Source organism: Cupriavidus sp. WKF15 (genome assembly GCF_029278605.1).
Classification (GTDB): domain Bacteria; phylum Pseudomonadota; class Gammaproteobacteria; order Burkholderiales; family Burkholderiaceae; genus Cupriavidus.
The window spans coordinates 1206286-1223170 of the sequence record NZ_CP119573.1; the positions used below are offsets into that span (position 1 = coordinate 1206286).

The window sequence follows — 16885 nt, forward strand, 5'->3', positions numbered from 1 at the left end:
CTTGGAGGAACCGCTGCGCTGCAATAAGTTTCATGCCGCACCTGGCATCGCAGCGGAATCTTGAGAAAGCACTTTAAGTCTAGGCCACAAGCTGGTGCATCTACGTATCGTTTCGCGAAATAGCAACAGCGGGAAGGCAGGTTATGGGTGCCTGCATGCGCCTCTTGGGTGTAAATGCTGATGCATTGCAGAATGTCCGATTCGCCACAAAACCGCGTTGGTAGCAATCGAGAAACGGCCGAGCTTTGCAGGAGGTTGACCTCGCGCTTAGCGGCTCTGGAACGACTTCCATGCCGATTCTTCGCTGCCTTCTTTGGTCATCCTCTGCAGCGGTAAGTACGACACTCGTCGTCAGCGATAGGTCGACGTCGCCGCCGCCGGGCGTTCTCAGTTTCGCCAACAATTCGACCTGGTATTCAAGGTCCTTTCGCAGCACCCCACCTGTCAGGCGTATCTTTTCGACGCCGAGGCCGACGAACACACGTGCAATACGCTCGATTTAGAAGTGAGCAACTCTGCTCGGGGCAGGAATGGGTAGTCCTTGCCGAAAACTTCTTTCGGCATGCAGTAGATGCAGCGGACGTTACAGCGGTCTGTCACCGATATGCGTAAGTCTCGCAACGGCCGCAGCCGCGTGTTCTGAACCGGCCATGCGACAGCCGTGACATCTGCGGTTCGGAAGTCGCTTTCTGTCGAGTGGAAGGCAGTGACATTCACCAGAGGAATCACGCACCCCAGGGTGAATGATTTCATCGCGCCGCCTATCCAGCTCGTGTTCAGCTGCAGACAGAAATGGGAAGGGGCCAGCAACGCGCCGGCCCTCCGCCGCCTACGTGTAGCGGCGGCTCTTGAAGCTTACCGTCTGCTTGTAGTCCTCCATCGAACCCACGCGACGGACGTTCGCCCACGTGCCCTTGTAGTAAGGAACAATGTTCCGGTCCGTCCATGTCGTCGTGACGTTATCCTGGATGCCGTTCACATGACCAAACACCATGAATGTCTGGTCATGCTTGATTTCGGCGGCTGGATAAGCCATGGCATAAGTAGACCCGAAGTCGTTGAAGACCTCGACGATGTCTCCCGCAGCAATCCCAAGCTGCTGTGCATCTTCAGGGTTCATCTCGATATAGGCCATCGGGTCTCGCGTGCGGACGAAGTCGTTGTACTGGTCGTGATAGACCGTTTGCCAGACTTCGTTTGTCCGACCGTTGTTAATCCAGAACCGGTACTTCGCTTTCAGGTCGGCTATGACCTTCGGTAGCCCTGGCCACGGCGACTGCTTGAACTGCGCTTTGCCGTCGGGTGTATCGAACTTGCCGTCCATATACATCATTTCTGTGCCGACAAGCTTTCCGCCTTCCCACGCCTTCGCCGGCAACTGCACCCCGTTGTTGGCCATGACGCGCAACCGTTCATAGGTCACCAGGTTGCCAGTATCTCCGCCCTGGCTGTCAATCTTCCCAGCGCCCGGCTGTCCAGCTTTGCGGAAGCCATCGTTGAATGCATCCTCCTCAGTCTTCCAGTCAAAGCCTTCAAACCGGGCGGCCATCTTCGCGTTGCCATCCTTGCGGTACATGTCGCGCAGCGTGTTGGCGATGCGAGCCGCGATAAGGCAGTCGGGTAGAGCCGTTCCGGGCGGGTCCATGAACCGTTCGGAAAGCCGCATACGCCGCTCGCCGTTCATGGAAGTCAGATTCATTTCGCCAGGATGCGCCGCAGGCAACATCAGATGTGCAGCCTCTTCGAGCTTGGTCGGGTAGAGGTTGATGCTGGCGACAAACAGCCCACCTTTGCCAGTCGCATCATAAATAACGTCGACCATCTGCTCGGTGGTCGCGCCACGGGCGCGCTGCATCGCATCCTTGACCATCTGCGACCTTCGCAGGACCACTTCGCGCAACTGCTGAGCGTTGTTGCTCGTCTGGAAGTTATTGCATCCCCACCACGTCATCATCCGGCCCTTACCGTGGATGAGTTCCTGGTCAATGTATATCTTCTTGTCACCGGGGTATGGAGGCCGGGTGTAGCCTTCCTGGTGACCGCCCATCCGGACGACGCCTGTTCCTCGCCGTCCGACATTGTGGGTCGCGAGCACAAGGTCCACGAGCGAGGACTGAATCAGATAATTGTCGTTGCCCCAGATGATGCCCTTTTCATAGGCGTGCATCGTCCTCGGCATTTGGCCTGATGCCTTCGGCTTGTATGACCATTCGGCCGCCGTTCGAATCTTCTCCACGGGTACGCCGGTGATTTTGCTGCAATCCTCCAAGGACAGCTTGTTGGCTTGTACCGCCGCATCGAACCCGCTCGTGTGTGCAGCAATGAACTCGCGGTCAATCCAACCCTGCTGGACGACATGGTTGAAGAGGCCATTGAACAAGGCGATGTCCGTACCCGGCTGAATGTCCAGGTGCAGCACGTTGTCCTTTCCTGCCACCTGCTCGGCAACGGCAATGGTCGGGGTCCGTCTCGGGTCGACGAAAACGATTCTGGTCTTCTGAGGCGATTCTCCCGGGAAGAACTTCCTCTTCTTGTCCGCAGTCGTGCCATTGAGACTTGGTACCCAGTGATTCAGGAAGTAGTTCGTCTGAGTTTCGTACGAGTTGGCGCCGATGGCCCAAATGACGTCGGCGAGCTCGGCGTCCTCGTAGGAGTTGTTCAGTTCCCCAATCCCCATCTCACGAGTAGCGTGACATTCGGAGTTGTATGCCGGCCGGTTGTGGATGCGGACCATCGGGGTCTGCAGTGCCGTGAACATCAGCTTGCCGGTGCCCCATGTGTTTTCGAATCCACCACCGGCTCCGCCATGGTCAAAGGCAGAGAAGACGATGCCGCTCGGGCCATCCTTGTCGAGCACCTTCTTCATCAGGCCGGCATAAAGCGCCAACGCCTGGTCCCAGGTGGTATCGACCCATTGGTCGCTGAGATAGACGCGCGGATTCTTCAGGCGCTCCTTAGTGAGCCCGTCGGGGGTGTACATATATGTCGCCATCTTGCCGCCACGGGTCGAACTGAGTCCGCTGTTCACGACGCAACTCTTGTCCGGAACAATCATGATGGTGTGGCGAGAGCCGTCGCGGTCGGTGACGACATTTTCCATGGCGGGCGTCATGACGATGGATAGCGGCGGCAGCTGCTTGCGGAAATCAAGGCTGAGCGCATTCTGGTTCGGTGCCCGACCGCCTTCCTGGTCCTCTGGCCACTTGTACACGTGATACCCGCACCCGACGATGCAGAAGTGGCAGGTCATGTTTGTCCGCTTGGCCGTGACCGGCGGTAGCACGATGCGGTCCTTCTCGGTAGCCATTTTCAGCTCCTCGAGGTTAAAGGATGTTGGCCTGGCGGCCGTATATCAGGCCCTCCACGCCGACAGCCGATACCGTCCCGGTCTTGTCGTCATAAAGCAGTCTCACCCGGGGCAGGTTTTCAGTGGCCTGGCCGACAACCATTTGTCCGGCCTTTTCCGCATCAAAGATGCTGAAGTGGCAAGGGCACTTGAATGTCTTGGTGGCAGGTTCATATGCCACAGGACAACCCATGTGCGTGCACATCGCGCTGTAAGCGACGATGTCACCTTCCGGGCCGACACCACCTGGGACGCGATTGCCGAGCTTGACAGCAATGCAGGGCGACGCGGCGTCCGGATAGGTGAAGGAGACTGGGGTGTTGAGCGTCATCCGTCCGAGTTGAGCCAGATTCTTTCTCGGATACGGGAGCTTGGTCTTGCTTGTGTCGACCGGTGTGGCGGCTTCCGCTGCGGTCGGCACAAATGCACACGCAGCGGAGGCGGCAACGGAGGTGCCTCCCAACTTCAGGAACGTCCGGCGGTCGATTTTGAGTTCGGGCATGTTCCCTCCTTGCTTGAATCTTGCTTGCCTAGTCGCTAGCATCGATTTCGTGGCAAGACGTGTGCCACCCGGCTCGATGGCGGTCAGCTGGCTTGTGCGCAAGGAAATATGGATGCGGAGGCGCTGAGCGCCGTTACCGTCCGGTAACGGTTCGGGAGGGGGAGTGAGCCGTTATGTCACCAATTCCTAACACCGGTCGACGGCGACTTCTCCGTTCCGCGCTGAGCTTGCCGCTCCTCTCGGCCTTTGGGTTCGCCTCCGGCGAGGAACGCCCATCGATTACGTTCGGCACCACGGCCGTCTTCCTGGATAACGAAATCAGTCTGCTGGCACGTTGGGCCAACGAACTCGGAAGCGTTTGCGGTGCCAATGTGAGGTTTGTGCAGCGCAATAACTACCGTGAAATCCACGATTTGCTGGCTACGAATCGTCTGGATGTCGCGTGGGTCTGTGGCTATCCGTACGTCACGCACCCGCAGACCATGCGGCTGCTGGCGATACCAGACTACCAGGGGCAGCCGCTTTATCGCTCCTATCTGATTGTTCCCAAGGGCGACACCCAAACCACGCACATCTCGCAGCTCCGGAACCGGGTGTTTGCGTTCAGTGACCCGCAGTCGAACTCAGGCTTCCTGGTACCTACCACCGAGTTGATTCGGGCGGGCCTGCGGCCACGCGCCTTCTTCAGGAAGTCCTTCTTTACGTACGCGCACCGGAAGGTCGTCGATGCGGTGAGTTCTGGACTTGCGGATGCCGGCGAGATAGATGGCTACGTCTATGACACCATCGAAAGGCGATACCCGGACCGTACTCGAGACGTGAAGGTAGCGTGGCGCTCGCCGCAGTACGGCTTCCCGCCGATTGTGGCGCGCACCGACCTCGACGAAGACATGTTTCGCCGCATTCAGCGGGCGCTTGTCGACATGAAGGAGCGAGCGGAAGGGCGCGAAATTCTTCAGCAATTGAACCTCGACGGCTTCGTCGAAGGTGCCGACAGCGTGTTCGACGGCATTCGCGCGCTCGTCCGAATTTTGGACGCCGGGCCACGGTAGGCGCCCACAGATGCTTTCTAACCTCAGTTACCGCTACAAGATTCCACTTGCGCTGAGTGCGGTCATCCTCCTGACCGAACTCCTCGTGACGGCTGCGCTTGTTAGTCTCGCACTATCCGACGCGCGGAAGGACCTGGAAAACGGAGCCCAGAATCTTTGTCGGGTACTGACACTCTCGGTACGTGACCCGATGGTCAAGGATGACGTATGGCGAGCTTTCGAAGTCATCCGCACACCGGTTGCAGTGAGGGAGCCGACGAACCCGCTAAAGGAAATCGCGCTTTTTGACGCTCAAGGGCACGTGTATGCATCGACTGCTCCCCGGAAGGCACCCATTCAGACAGACGTCGCCCGACTACCTGCCGAATACGGCGACGTTCTTTCACACTTGCGTACCGTCGGCGACCGCTTCTACTTCAATTTTCCGGGGCTATTAGCAACCCATGACGTGACGGCGGGCATGCCAGTGAATTCGGATGACGGGGGGCGTCTGGGATATGTTGTGCTGGTCTACGACGCCGATATCCTCTATGGCCGCATTCGCTCAACGCTAGTCAAACTAGGGGTGGCTACCGTTCCGGCCTTGCTGCTCCTCATACCGTTGGGTTGGTTGTGGGGTGACCGGATGGCGAAACCTCTTCTGCGGCTCGCTTCGGCAATGGCTCGGATTGGGAAGGAGCCGGCGGAGAAGGTTGGCGCCGAGATGACCGTGCAAGGTAAAGATGAGATAGGCCAACTGGGTCAACAATTCCAGACCATGCTTGGGGAATTGGCTCAGAAGCAGGCGTTGGAGCGTGAGGTCGTTGTCTCAGAAAGGCTCGCGGCGGTCGGAAGGGTCGCTGCGGGTATTGCCCATGAAATCAATAACCCGCTGGGCGGAATGCTCAACGCCATCGACACGCTCAACACGCACGGTTCACCTGACGCACAGACCAAGAGAACCCTTGGACTCCTTGAGCGAGGGTTGGGTCAAATTCGGTCGACCGTTGCCGCCTTGCTCGTGGAAGCACGGCTCGATTCCCCGGCAATGAGTCCGTCGGACTGGCAGGACCTGAGACTGTTGATAGCGCCGCAGCTACATGCGAAGCAGGCAGCTTTCAACTGGCAAGTGCAGCAAGCCGAGGTCATTTCGCTCCCCGCCCATCTGGTTCGACAACTCGTTCTCAATCTGCTGCTGAATGCTGCGACAGCCGTAGAGCATGGGGGTCGGGTCGACGTCCGGGTCTCGGCACACCCAGCGGAGCTTCAGATAAAGGTATCAAACACCGGGCAGTATATCTCCGGCGTTGCCATGGAGCACTTGTTTGAGCCGTTCAGTTCCGCCTGGGAAGCAGGAGAGCGGCGTTCGTATGGGTTAGGTCTCTGGGTCAGCTACCAAATTGCCACTCACCTCGGTGGCACCATCGCAGTTGAGAGTGAGCCGGGCCGGACGTTCTTTGTAGTGATTCTGCCGATTGCCGCTCAGTAAGAGCAGGAGTTCATCATGTCAACTACGCTAATCTGCGTCGTAGAAGACGACCCAATCATGGGAGAGTCCTTGGCGGACAGGTTCCGTCTGGAAGGGTTCGATGTGGACTGGCACACCAACGGTGAATCGGCCTTGGGTGCCTTGCAGACGCGCCCGTATCAGGCAGTCATCAGTGACATTCGTCTGCCAGACATTTCGGGAGAAAACCTGTTCGCACGCTCGATGGCCAGACGTACATCTCAGCCGCCGTTTGTCTTTATTACTGCCTACGCGTCCGTTGAAACGGCGGTTGCCCTGCTGAAGGACGGTGCTGCTGACTACATCACGAAGCCGTTCGACATCGGCGCGCTGGTCGAGAAAGTCCGGCAGTTGACAGGAACTGCAATCCCGGACCAGGCGATGCCGGCACAGAGCGACCTGGGCGTCTCCGAGGCGATGAGGCGCCTGGCAGACCTCGTCCCAAGAGTTGCGGGCCGCGCGAAGTCGATTTTGCTTACGGGAGAGTCCGGTGTCGGCAAAGAAGTGCTGGCACGATTCATTCATCGACATGCACCCGGCGATGCGACCCCCTTTGTTGCCGTCAATTGTGGCGCCGTGCCAGAGACGCTTCTGGAGTCCGAATTCTTTGGCCATGAACGAGGTGCCTTCACTGGCGCGGAGCGCCAGAAGAAGGGCTACTTCGAACAGGCTCAAGGGGGGACGCTCTTCCTCGACGAGATTGGCGACTTGCCACTTTCAATGCAGGTGAAGTTGCTGCGCGCGTTACAGGAACCGCGCATCAAAAGAGTCGGCGGCGAGAAAGAGGTCGAAACCAATTTCCGGCTGATTTGCGCCACCAATCGAGACCTCGCCGAGCTGGTCAGTGTGGGGAAGTTTCGCGAGGACCTGTTTTACCGAATCAACATCCTGCAGCTTCGGGTTCCGGCGCTGCGCGACCGCCCCGACGATGTTCTCTGGCTTGCCCATCGGTTTGTGCGAGACATCGCCACCCGGCTCGGTGAACCGACCAAGCTATTTCACCCGTCGGCGGAGGCGCGGCTTGCAACGTATGGATGGCCCGGGAATGTGCGAGAGTTGCAGAACCGCCTTGAACGCGCGTGCATCGTCTGCCCGCAGAACATGCTCTTTTCGTCCGATATATTCGAAGAGGATGGAGCTCAGCCTGCGACAGTAGTGGACGTCGACACGCCACTGGATGGCTACATGGCGGCATGTGAAAGTGCATTCATTCGTACTGCTCTGCTGCAGCACCAGGGGCATATATCTGAAACGGCACGTGCCCTGGGCATTTCCAGAAAGAGCCTCTGGGAGAAGATGCGCAGACATGCGATTGCAGCAGGGGCCATGCACTGAGTCGGCAGGCGGTGGCTGCTCACTGCAGAAGAACTTTCATGCAAGCAGATAGAAACGACGGCCTGCTTGAGACGCGCCTGGTACGTATCCGTGGTCGTGTCCAGGGTATCGGCTATCGCGAGGCGTGCGTGCATCGTGCCCGGGAGCTTGGGGTGACAGGGTGGGTCCGCAACCGTATGGATGAATCGGTTGAGGCGATGTTGCAGGGCTCACCAGAGCAGCTTGCCGACATGTGCGCTTGGCTGAGCGAGGGCATGTCGGCAGCGCTTGTGGAAGAGCTAGAAATTACCGAAGTTGAGCCACCCTTTGCGCGCTTTGACCGCTTCGAGCGCTTACCCACCCTGTAAAGCCAGTCATTGTGCACCCTGTTCGTTGACAGCTTCAGTCATGCTTCGCGGCGCGCTATGCAGTCGCTCGAACCAAAGGAACAGGAGAATGGCCAGGGCGCCTCCGACCAGTTCACTAACGATGAAACCCGGGGCATCGACCGGTCGGATTCCTGCGAACGTGTCGGTGAGCGAGCGAGCGATAGTGACCGTGGGGTTCGCGAAGGAGGTCGAGGCCGTGAACCAGTAGGCCGCCGTGATATAGCCGCCGACCGCAACTGGAACAAACTCCATCCGCCGCTTCGCCACGTTCAGAATGACCGTGAGCAAGCCGAACGACGCAACCACCTCGCTCCACCATTGCGATGGGCCGGTACGCACATGCGCCGACACCTCTAGCAAGGGCAGGTCGAACATGCCGTGAGCAGCCAGCACTCCGGCAATTGCGCCGAGACCTTGCGCAATGATATAGGCGCCAGCGTGGTTCCAGCGCAGCTTGCCGAGGCAGACCTCGGCAAGCGTCACGAGGGGATTGAAGTGTGCGCCCGAGATGTTGATAAAGGTGGCGATGAGCGCCACAAGGCCGGCACCGGTCGCCAGCGTATTGGCGAGCAGTGCAATTCCGACATTGCCGCCGGCGAGCTTCTCGCCCATGATGCCGGAACCAACAACGGTTGCGAGGAGGAGTGCGGAGCCCAGGAACTCGGCAACTACGGCATGCCGCAATCTCATGGCTTTACGTTCCCGATGTCAGTCACTTTTTGCTTCACTGCAAGGCGGTCGAGCGACGCGAGTGGCAAGTTCATGAACAGGTCAAGCCGCTTGCGGAGTGTCGCTGCCGCATCCTTGAACGCACGCTTCTTTGTGTCCTCCGAGCCCTCGACGGCGGCCGGGTCTGGAACACCCCAGTGCGCGGTGATGGGTTGTTGCCCTGGCCAGACTGGGCACTGCTCCCCAGCGGCCTGGTCACACACGGTGAATACGAAGTCCATCACCGGCGCATCCGGCGTGGCGAACTCACTCCACGACTTGCTTCGTAGTCCCCCGGTGGGAAGTCCCATCTGTGTCAGGAGTTGCAGTGTCAGCGGATGGATTTCTCCCTTCGGGTGACTGCCAGCCGAGTAAGCTTTGAATCGCCCGCCCCCGAGGGCGTTCAACTGAACCTCAGCTAGCACGCTGCGTGCTGAATTGCCGGTGCAAAGAAACAGGACGTTGTAAACCTTGTCGCTCATGTCGAACCTCGCTTGGGTAGGCTGGTCACGGTTCTCAGGTCGCGCCGATGGCAGTGACATCGATGTCGCCAACCCTGTGCAGCTCAGCGCGAATGGCAGTCTCATCGAGGTCCGCGAGTGGCACCTTCAGGAATGCCTCGACTCGGTACTTAATTTGTTGGGAGACCTGCTCGAACGCTGCGCGCTTCGTTTCATCCGAGCCCTCTATGGCTGCAGGGTCATAAAATCCCCAGTGGGCGGACGATGGGTGTCCCGGCCAGAAGGGGCAGACTTCGCCGGCCGCCTGGTCGCAAACCGTGATGATGAAATCCATGTGCGGGGCATCCGCCTTGGCGAACTCATCCCATGACTTGCTGCGCAGGTTTGACAAGTCGTAGCCCGTCTTCTTGACCTGCTCGATTGCGAACGGATTCACCGTACCGGACGGCTGGCTGCCTGCGCTGAACGTCTTGAAGCGGCCATGGCCCATCGTCGCCAAGAGCGCTTCGGACATGATGCTGCGCGAGGTATTGCCTGTGCAGAGAAAGAGAACGTTATAGGTGTCTTTGCTCATTTGTTGCGGCTGCGGAAGGTGATGGTGGCTGGCGTCGGGGCACAGCAAGCCGATGCCGATTCCTCGGGGCGCGATTCGCCGAAGGTGGGGATGGAGTCAAGCGTGTGATATGACTCCCACGCGATGCCTTGAGGGTCTACCGTCCAATACTTGTCCGACTTGGCATAGCAGCAGTTGGTGCCAATCTGCGCTTCCATCGGAAGCTCTACGCTGGCAAGTCGCGTCTGCATCTCGTTGAGTTCCTCTTCGGACTCGACCTGGACACCAAGGTGGTCCAGGCCAGCCTTGCGCCCACGCATGGAAATAGCGAAGTTGACGCGCGGGTCATCGAGCATCCATTTCGCGTAGTCATCCTTGGTGACAGTCGGCTCGCTAGCGAAGAGCGCTGAGTAGAAACGGATGCTCTCAGTCAGGTTATCGACGGACACATGAACATGTAGTCGTTTCATCATTTGTCTCCGCAGGTAGTGCAATCGCTCGCCGGCACGACCGCGCAGGATTCCCCTTGGCAGCAGTTCTCGGTGAGAAATCCAATGAGTTCATTCATGGTGGCGTAGCTGGCCGAATAGATTACGAACCGGCCCTCTTGCCGCGACGTAACCAGGCCAGCATGTCCCAACTCCTTCAGGTGGAAGGAGAGTGTGGAGGCTGGGGTGTTCGTTGCCTCGGCGATGTTGCCGGCGGTCATGCCCTCCGGTCCAGCCTGTACCAAGAGGCGGTAGACCCCTAACCGAGAGCTGGATGCGAGTGCAGTAAGGGCCGCAATGGCGTTTTTCGTTTCCATATTTGCATAGTAATCGAAATATCGAATAGACGCAACGAGAAGCTCTCCGGCAGTGCGTTGTCCTGGGGCTCGAAATTCAGAGCAGCTCTTGGCCTGCCGTTGACGTCCATGAACAAGGCTTGCTGGCCGGCGTGTAGCCTGCCCATCTTTCCCGAGCCGGTTCTTCTGTTCGCCGGCTCAACTTGACCGTCCAAGGTTCAAACGCCGGCGTGTTGCCGGCAGGGTGTCCGCCTAGGCGCAGTTTCGTCCTGGCTGCGCCCCGAGATGAAGGCTAAAGAGTGGTCAACACCTACCCCTATGGCGGGATGGTTCGGCAGCGCCGGGTTTACCTTTCGACCAGAGGGCTGATTAGGGGGGAGAGTCCCTAGGTGGACTGAGCGGCCAAGTCGAGCACCGCCGAATCCATGGAGCTGAATGCGTCGAGATTACTCGGCCCAAACGGTATCGGCATCCCTCAATAGATGTCCGGCCAGAATGTAGTCGCCAAGCTTCATGGCCTTCGCTTCCAAGGCTGCCAATTCGTTAGCTGACAACTCGGTCAGCGCAAACTGGCAATAAAGATTGCGTTGACGAAACGTTAGCTTTGGGCGCTTCAAACCGGCAGCAAGTGCGGCTGGCGACTTGACGACAATACTCTCGTGGCCGCGATACTGGACACGTGCCCCAGACTTCTCGCCCAGATGACTGAGTTCAGAAGCGTCTTGCCAGCCAGTCTCGTAGTCGAGTTCGACGAGTCCAACTCCCACCGCTTCGAGGAGTCTGAGGGCTTCCCCTTTGGTCCCTGCACGTGCCGTCGTCATTTCTTCCCCCGTTCAAATCTCCCGGCGTACGACCGCCCGTTCGCTTCTTTCGTCTCATTGAGTTCAAATCAAGGACTTTCCCAATGACTGCGACATCCCTCCAGCGTCGGCCTCGGGTCGCCTTTGCATGCAACCCAAGGGAGGCAGCCACAGGGAGTAGTTCAGTCTCCCTTCGATTTGAGGTGGCGATGTCTCTTAATTCTGACGTAAGAAAATTCTAAGTCAATACAGACTGGCGCAGTGCTCGACAAGGAACTCATGCATGTACGAGGAAAACAACGGTGAGCAGAACTTCACCTGAAGACGCCGCTAGCGCTAGCCAGAATTAGTCGCCAAATAAAATCCCGACCGGTCGGTCTAGATTTTATTTGCGTCACATTTGAGATACATCAAATTGTGATATTACGCGCCATCATGCTGTGGATTAAGAGCGGGCCCATGCGTGGGTTTACCATGCCTTCCGGTTGTATTGAACATTATGTTTCGGGCAGCTAAGATGTTTTTCCGAGCGCCGAGACAGGCGCTCACCAGCCAGACCTTCCGTGTAGTCGCCTAGCCGCATATCACGGACGGTAGTGATGTCCCGTAGCACTATTAAACCAATAGCTTGGGAGGCTGCTGTGCTGAGTCATCATGAGTTCGCCACTCTCGTACTGGTAAACGACAGCTCTGACCCTGCTGAGTTGGACAGGGCGGATGTGGAGGCATTGCTCGCGCGTGAGTTCGTCACGCTCGAGTCGGTAGGGCAAAAATGTAGCCGACCTCGGGTCACATACCGAGGCTCCGCTTATCTCAAAGCGATGGGCCGGGTTCGAGCATAGGAATTCCGGCGCGCGCGGTCTGTCGATGAGCGACGCGCTCTGCCCCATAGAGACTCGCTGGCATCGATGCCTCCTTGGGCCTTCACACCGAAGTCCGCTGCCAGGGAGCAGCGCTGACGCTGCAATTGTCATTCACCCGATTCCCACCAAGGCCTTGCCAACGAATAGCTCAAGGGCGGGTCTCACTCAGGAGATGCAAGATGGCTCAGTGGACAGCAGAACAATGCACGAAAGCGCAGTTGGCGGGCCTTGAAGTCCTCGTCGGACTCACCAACAAGGCCCTTGAGGGCTTTGAAAAGGTGATGGAGTTGAACCTGCAAACAATGAAGACGAGCCTGGCGCAGACCCGGGAGGGCGTCATGAAAGCCCTCTCAGTCCAGAATCCGCAAGAACTCGTCGAATTGCAAATCGAATTATTTCAGCCAGCAACCGACAAGGCATTGGCGTATCGCCGTCAGCTGTTTGACATTCTGGCCGCCACACGGGCTGACTTCGACAAGGTGGTCGAAGTTCAATACAGGGCAGGCAAGCAGGGGCTGCAGGACTTCCTCGAAAAGGTGGAGAACAGCGCCCCATCAGGGTCAACGGCTCCGCTGGCCGCTTGGCAGGAGGCCCTAAAGGCGACCACTATGTTCTATGAGTCGGTACAGTCGACCGCAAGGCAGACCGTGGAGGTAGCCGAGAACAGTCTCAACACGGCTGCGGCGGCAGCTTCAAAAGGCGCGCGACATCGCGTAGCGCAGGCGTCTGCGTCAGCTGCGGCGAAGTAGTTCCGCTTTGGCCCCCAGTTGGCACATTCACGGCTGGGGGGCGCCAAATTCTCGGAGATGCTGGGTCTCAGTGAGCAGCGCTGGGCCGTGGCTCATCCGTGCGGTTATACCAAACACAGAGGATTGGACACATGACGAAGAAGCTTGCCGTAGTCACAGGCGGGATGGGCGGTATCGGTGAGGCTATCAGCGTCCGGCTGCATCACGCAGGTTATACGGTGGCTGTCACGCATTCCCCGGCTAATAGCGGCGTCGCGAGCTGGCTGGGAAAGATGGAGGAAAGCGGGCGTAGGTTCCACGCCTATCCTGTCGACGTCGCTGACTATGACTCGTGCCAAGAATGCATTGCCAAGGTTCGGGCGGAGCTGGGCGCTGTCGACATTCTGGTGAACAATGCTGGCATCACGCGGGATGCCAGCTTCAAGAAGCTGGACAAAATCAACTGGGATGCGGTCATGCGCACCAACCTCGACTCGGTGTTTAACATGACCAAGCCTGTGTGCGACGAGATGGTGAAGCGCGGCTGGGGACGCATCATCAACGTGTCGTCCATCATTGGTTCCAAGGGCGGCTTCGGCCAATCCAACTACGCGGCTGCCAAAGCGGGCATGCACGGCTTCACGAAGTCGCTGGCGCTCGAGGTGGCCAAGAGCGGCGTGACGGTCAATACGGTATCGCCTGGCTTTATTGCCACCAAAATGGTGACCGCTGTGCCACAAGAAATACTCGATACAAAAGTCATCCCTCAAATCCCAGTAGGTCGCCTGGGGAGGCCTGAGGAGGTTGCTGCGTTGATTGCGTATTTGTGCTCGGAGGAGGCCGCCTTCGTCACCGGGGCGAACATTGCCATCAACGGTGGGCAGCACATGCAGTGAGGTCTGATGTGCCGTCCAGCGCCCCACACAGGCCGGAGGGCTGGACATATAGTCTGCATTGACAGGAAGGAAGCGGTGCAGCCTTCCTGCGGGCAGCTAGGCGTGGTGGATATTCGTGCCGCTGTTGGCAACATAGGCTCGCGCGGCCTCCTGAGCGACTGCAATGTCAACTGGAGCGGACCCGACAGCAATGGTAGTCACCACCCTATTGCTTACCCTATCGATGACCGATACCGTGTTGGAACGGGCATTGACGACATAAGCGTAGGCCGATTGTGCGGCAGCCTGCTGAGCGACCGCGACCAGCCAGAACAGACACAGAGCAGCCAAGAGGCGACGTGCGTGTCTGCGTTTTGAATGTTACAACAGCTTTCGGCTTGCAGTCCCCAAGTGGGTGCCGACCAGTGCCCAGGTGAACGTGAGGCGCTGAGACTTTTCACTGTTGTTCATATTGACCTCGCTTGAAATAGACGAGCCGGGGTTTCTGACCTAAATGGCGCCAAGTTTCGCGGACACAATGGCGTGCAAGTGTGCTGTGGAAAGGCGCCATGGGCTGTCTTGTTTAGCACAAAATCTCGAATTTATCGATACGTACTGTCACGTTGCCATTGGCATCAACTGTGATGTGAAACAGGCTACGGTAGTGCAAATCCGGCACTCCCTTGTCCACCGCAATCACAGTGCCGTTGAACACCGCTGTGTAGTCCAATGCGCCGGATGGGAGAAGGTTTTCAGTGGCTTGTCCGCCCTCGTTATCAATATAACGCGCCCCAGTGTTGTTTCCTATCCCGATGCCGCGAACGCGAATGAGCGTCGAGACGTGCAAGCCTCCTGAATTATCTGCAACCGTCTTCACCTCAACGAGAATCTGTCCGGAAAAGGCGTACGTTTCGTTATTGCAATTGTTCAATCCTTCAGTGGAAAAAGGTTGCCAGGGGCTGGAGTAAGAGTTTAATGTACCTGCCTTTGCAATGGGGGAAAAGAGGAAGGAAGCAGCTGCTGTCAAGATAAGCGCAAGAACACCCTTCGTCATGCTTGATGTTAAGGTTTCCATTTTTTTCTTCCCTGTTTTTTCGAAAACTTTAGGTCGCTATGCCGATTGACACTTGTGGGCGACCATGCACCGTGGTATCCGTTAAGCGATGGCTTGGCGCCGACCGAGTGGCCGACACTAGCGCCGCGCAGGAGGCCGCTATCAGCTTTGTGCAACTATTCTGGTATTCAACCCATCTAGTCTCCTATCAAAAGTGGCTCCGCTATTGGGGCTATGACTTCATTTCGAGAACGGATTGCAACCCAGGCACCCACCGTCCGCTGGCAGGACATTGACTTGTACCGTCGAAGGGAGGCTGCTTACGTTATTGTCCCTGACCACAAGGGAAAATACGTACAACCCGGGCACGGACGGCGTGAAGCTTGGGCTGACTGTCATCACACCCGTCAGTGTCACGGTGGCTGGGCCAGAGAGTTGTGACCACGCGTACGTCAACGGCTTCTGCGGGGAAGCTGGGGCATAGCTCCTTCTTCCGTCGAGTACGAAGAGGTCGCCGACTTCACCTCCCCGGTTTGAACCTGCATTCGCTATCGGCACCGAGATGCCTTCCAGTACGATAGTGCCGGCGAGGGTTGTTGCACTCGTCAGCGCACCTATCACGAGAGCCAGCGCGCCAAGCCATGAAGGTTGAAGTCGATGCACAGTTATTCTTCCTCTCGGAAGGCGGGTAAAGGTTCAGTTGCCTTCAAGCGGGCCCGGCCAGGAGCCAGGCCCAAGTCCGTTCTACCTCTTGCTGCTCTCAGTCCCTGTTTCTGTAGTTGAGCGTTGCCGGGTTGCTCTTTCTAAAGATTAAGTACCACGGATTCAGGAGGGCGCCACCAGCGGTGTTGGCCGGCACGATGACATCGCAAGCCTTTGTCTTGATGTTGCAACGCCGCAGCTGTCCTGCCGTCAAAGGGTTCTGGCCATTACTTGAGATGGGAATGAACAGATTGCCTCCGGGCCCAAAAAGGATTGCATCCGCGAAGGCTCTAGGTTGGGGTGGTGTCCACAATTCGAGCTTGTCACGCTGGGCGCCAGTCTTGCCATCAAGTTGGAGGATTTTATCGGTGTCGTTCGCATCCGCTCGTAAGCTGGTGACCCACAGATTGCCTGAGCTATCAAAGACTAACCCGTTAGGTCGATGTAGGTTCGGAACAGTTGCAGTGGATGCGAATACATCGACAAGAGTCTTCGTGCTGGCATTGAAACGCAAGATGTAGCCGACCACGGGGTCAAAGTGTGGGTCTGATGGGTCGAGGCAACCAGTGACTGAAACATACAAAAGGCCGTCGGGACCGAAAACTGCGCCTCGCGGATGGAACTGGGGGGTAAACTTGTGCTGGTCAAAATTACCCAAAAATGCGCCCGCCGCGTCATATTCCTTGATGTTGCCTTGATTGGCACAATTGCCGTTCGTGTAACCTTCATCGGCCACGTAGAAGCTTTGGTTCGGCCCTCCTCGCACAATGCCCTGTGGAAAGAATGGCGCATTGCGGTCGCTCGAGGCGACTAGCTTGCTAATATAAGTGCCGAGTGCACCATCAAAGCGCAAAACTTCGCCGGGAATGGGGAGATTGACATTCTGGTTGACGACGACTAGTTGGCCATCGGTAAAAATTAGGCCAATCGGCCCGTGTAATCCACCACTCTTGGAAGAGACGAAAGCACCGAGATACGCCCCGCTGTCGGAATCGAATGCCTTGACGGTATCGTCTCCTAAGTCGCCAATAAACAGTTCATCTGCCCTCGAAGACTGAGCGACCGAAAGTCCTATTAGCCCTATCGATGCAGACAGTAGAAGGGAACGCAAAAGGTGTCGTTTCATGTTCTTCTCCTTGTTGGAACAACGACAAGAGTAGGCGCCAAACGGGACGCCCTCAGGGCCTCCTGATGAATCCTGACGGAAGCCAATGTTGTGGTCGTAACGGGGCTACGTCGCCGCTATAGGTCACGTCTCATGAGACCTC

The 16885-nt window shown here is 57.6% G+C and carries 16 protein-coding genes and 1 pseudogene; 6 read left to right on the top strand and 11 right to left on the bottom strand.

All coding sequences use genetic code 11. The features are described from left to right. Window positions 1–343: 343 nt before the first annotated feature. From CupriaWKF_RS22845 to CupriaWKF_RS22855, 3 genes and pseudogenes are all read right to left on the bottom strand, one after another. A pseudogene (locus CupriaWKF_RS22845) lies at window positions 344–753 on the bottom strand (radical SAM protein); the annotation flags it as partial. 76 nt (window positions 754–829) lie between these two features. Next, a complete protein-coding gene (locus tag CupriaWKF_RS22850; protein ID WP_276103014.1) occupies window positions 830–3307 on the bottom strand; it encodes an arsenate reductase (azurin) large subunit in 2478 nt (825 codons plus the stop codon). 16 nt (window positions 3308–3323) lie between these two features. Beyond that, entirely contained in the window at window positions 3324–3848 is a 525-nt protein-coding gene (locus CupriaWKF_RS22855) for an arsenate reductase (azurin) small subunit (protein ID WP_276103015.1), read from the bottom strand. A 227-nt stretch (window positions 3849–4075) separates the two neighbouring features. Here CupriaWKF_RS22855 and CupriaWKF_RS22860 point away from each other — a divergent pair, with 227 nt between their 5' ends. Genes CupriaWKF_RS22860 through CupriaWKF_RS22875 form a run of 4 tightly spaced genes read left to right on the top strand, consistent with a single transcriptional unit; the run spans window position 4076 to window position 8068 of the window. After that, window positions 4076–4900 carry a PhnD/SsuA/transferrin family substrate-binding protein gene (locus CupriaWKF_RS22860; RefSeq protein ID WP_276103016.1) on the top strand — a complete coding sequence of 275 codons (825 nt, stop codon included), beginning with the start codon at window positions 4076–4078 and terminating at the stop codon, window positions 4898–4900. A gap of 10 nt (window positions 4901–4910) precedes the next feature. Beyond that, window positions 4911–6368, top strand: a complete 1458-nt coding sequence (locus CupriaWKF_RS22865; RefSeq protein WP_276103017.1) for a HAMP domain-containing sensor histidine kinase — start codon at window positions 4911–4913, stop codon at window positions 6366–6368. A gap of 15 nt (window positions 6369–6383) precedes the next feature. Then, window positions 6384–7721: a sigma-54 dependent transcriptional regulator gene (locus CupriaWKF_RS22870; protein ID WP_276103018.1), complete on the top strand. Its 1338-nt coding sequence runs from the start codon at window positions 6384–6386 to the stop codon at window positions 7719–7721. 38 nt (window positions 7722–7759) lie between these two features. Next, on the top strand, window positions 7760–8068 hold the full coding sequence (locus tag CupriaWKF_RS22875) for an acylphosphatase (RefSeq protein WP_276103019.1): 309 nt from the start codon (window positions 7760–7762) through the stop codon (window positions 8066–8068). Window positions 8069–8074: 6 nt separating this feature from the next. Here the strand turns inward: CupriaWKF_RS22875 and CupriaWKF_RS22880 are convergent, their stop codons facing one another. The 6 genes from CupriaWKF_RS22880 to CupriaWKF_RS22905 all read right to left on the bottom strand — a co-directional run bounded on the left by CupriaWKF_RS22880 (window position 8075) and on the right by CupriaWKF_RS22905 (window position 11416). Then, window positions 8075–8779, bottom strand: coding sequence for an MIP/aquaporin family protein (locus tag CupriaWKF_RS22880; protein ID WP_276103020.1), 705 nt, complete (start codon window positions 8777–8779; stop codon window positions 8075–8077). Then, window positions 8776–9279: an arsenate reductase ArsC gene (locus CupriaWKF_RS22885; RefSeq protein ID WP_276103021.1), complete on the bottom strand. Its 504-nt coding sequence runs from the start codon at window positions 9277–9279 to the stop codon at window positions 8776–8778. The genes CupriaWKF_RS22880 and CupriaWKF_RS22885 overlap by 4 nt, the downstream gene beginning before the upstream one ends. A 34-nt stretch (window positions 9280–9313) precedes the next feature. After that, window positions 9314–9832, bottom strand: coding sequence for an arsenate reductase ArsC (locus CupriaWKF_RS22890; RefSeq protein WP_276103022.1), 519 nt, complete (start codon window positions 9830–9832; stop codon window positions 9314–9316). After that, entirely contained in the window at window positions 9829–10281 is a 453-nt protein-coding gene (locus CupriaWKF_RS22895; protein ID WP_276103172.1) for an ArsI/CadI family heavy metal resistance metalloenzyme, read from the bottom strand. Before CupriaWKF_RS22895 ends, CupriaWKF_RS22890 begins: the two co-directional genes overlap by 4 nt. Next, window positions 10281–10616, bottom strand: coding sequence for a metalloregulator ArsR/SmtB family transcription factor (locus CupriaWKF_RS22900; protein ID WP_276103023.1), 336 nt, complete (start codon window positions 10614–10616; stop codon window positions 10281–10283). The genes CupriaWKF_RS22895 and CupriaWKF_RS22900 overlap by 1 nt, the downstream gene beginning before the upstream one ends. Before the next feature lie 425 nt (window positions 10617–11041). Beyond that, entirely contained in the window at window positions 11042–11416 is a 375-nt protein-coding gene (locus tag CupriaWKF_RS22905; protein ID WP_276103024.1) for a PHA-granule associated protein 4, read from the bottom strand. A 1021-nt stretch (window positions 11417–12437) separates the two neighbouring features. Here CupriaWKF_RS22905 and CupriaWKF_RS22915 point away from each other — a divergent pair. Together CupriaWKF_RS22915 and phbB are read left to right on the top strand one after the other, a co-directional pair. Then, window positions 12438–13007, top strand: coding sequence for a phasin family protein (locus CupriaWKF_RS22915; RefSeq protein WP_276103025.1), 570 nt, complete (start codon window positions 12438–12440; stop codon window positions 13005–13007). A gap of 131 nt (window positions 13008–13138) precedes the next feature. After that, window positions 13139–13882 (top strand): acetoacetyl-CoA reductase, encoded by a 744-nt coding sequence (phbB, locus tag CupriaWKF_RS22920; protein ID WP_276101047.1) that lies wholly within the window; start codon window positions 13139–13141, stop codon window positions 13880–13882. A gap of 562 nt (window positions 13883–14444) precedes the next feature. On the opposite strand, the gene CupriaWKF_RS22925 is transcribed toward phbB, so the two are convergent. Together CupriaWKF_RS22925 and CupriaWKF_RS22930 are read right to left on the bottom strand one after the other, a co-directional pair. Further along, entirely contained in the window at window positions 14445–14936 is a 492-nt protein-coding gene (locus CupriaWKF_RS22925; protein ID WP_276103026.1) for a hypothetical protein, read from the bottom strand. Between the two features lie 739 nt (window positions 14937–15675). Further along, entirely contained in the window at window positions 15676–16743 is a 1068-nt protein-coding gene (locus CupriaWKF_RS22930; protein ID WP_276103027.1) for a hypothetical protein, read from the bottom strand. Window positions 16744–16885: the final 142 nt, after the last annotated feature.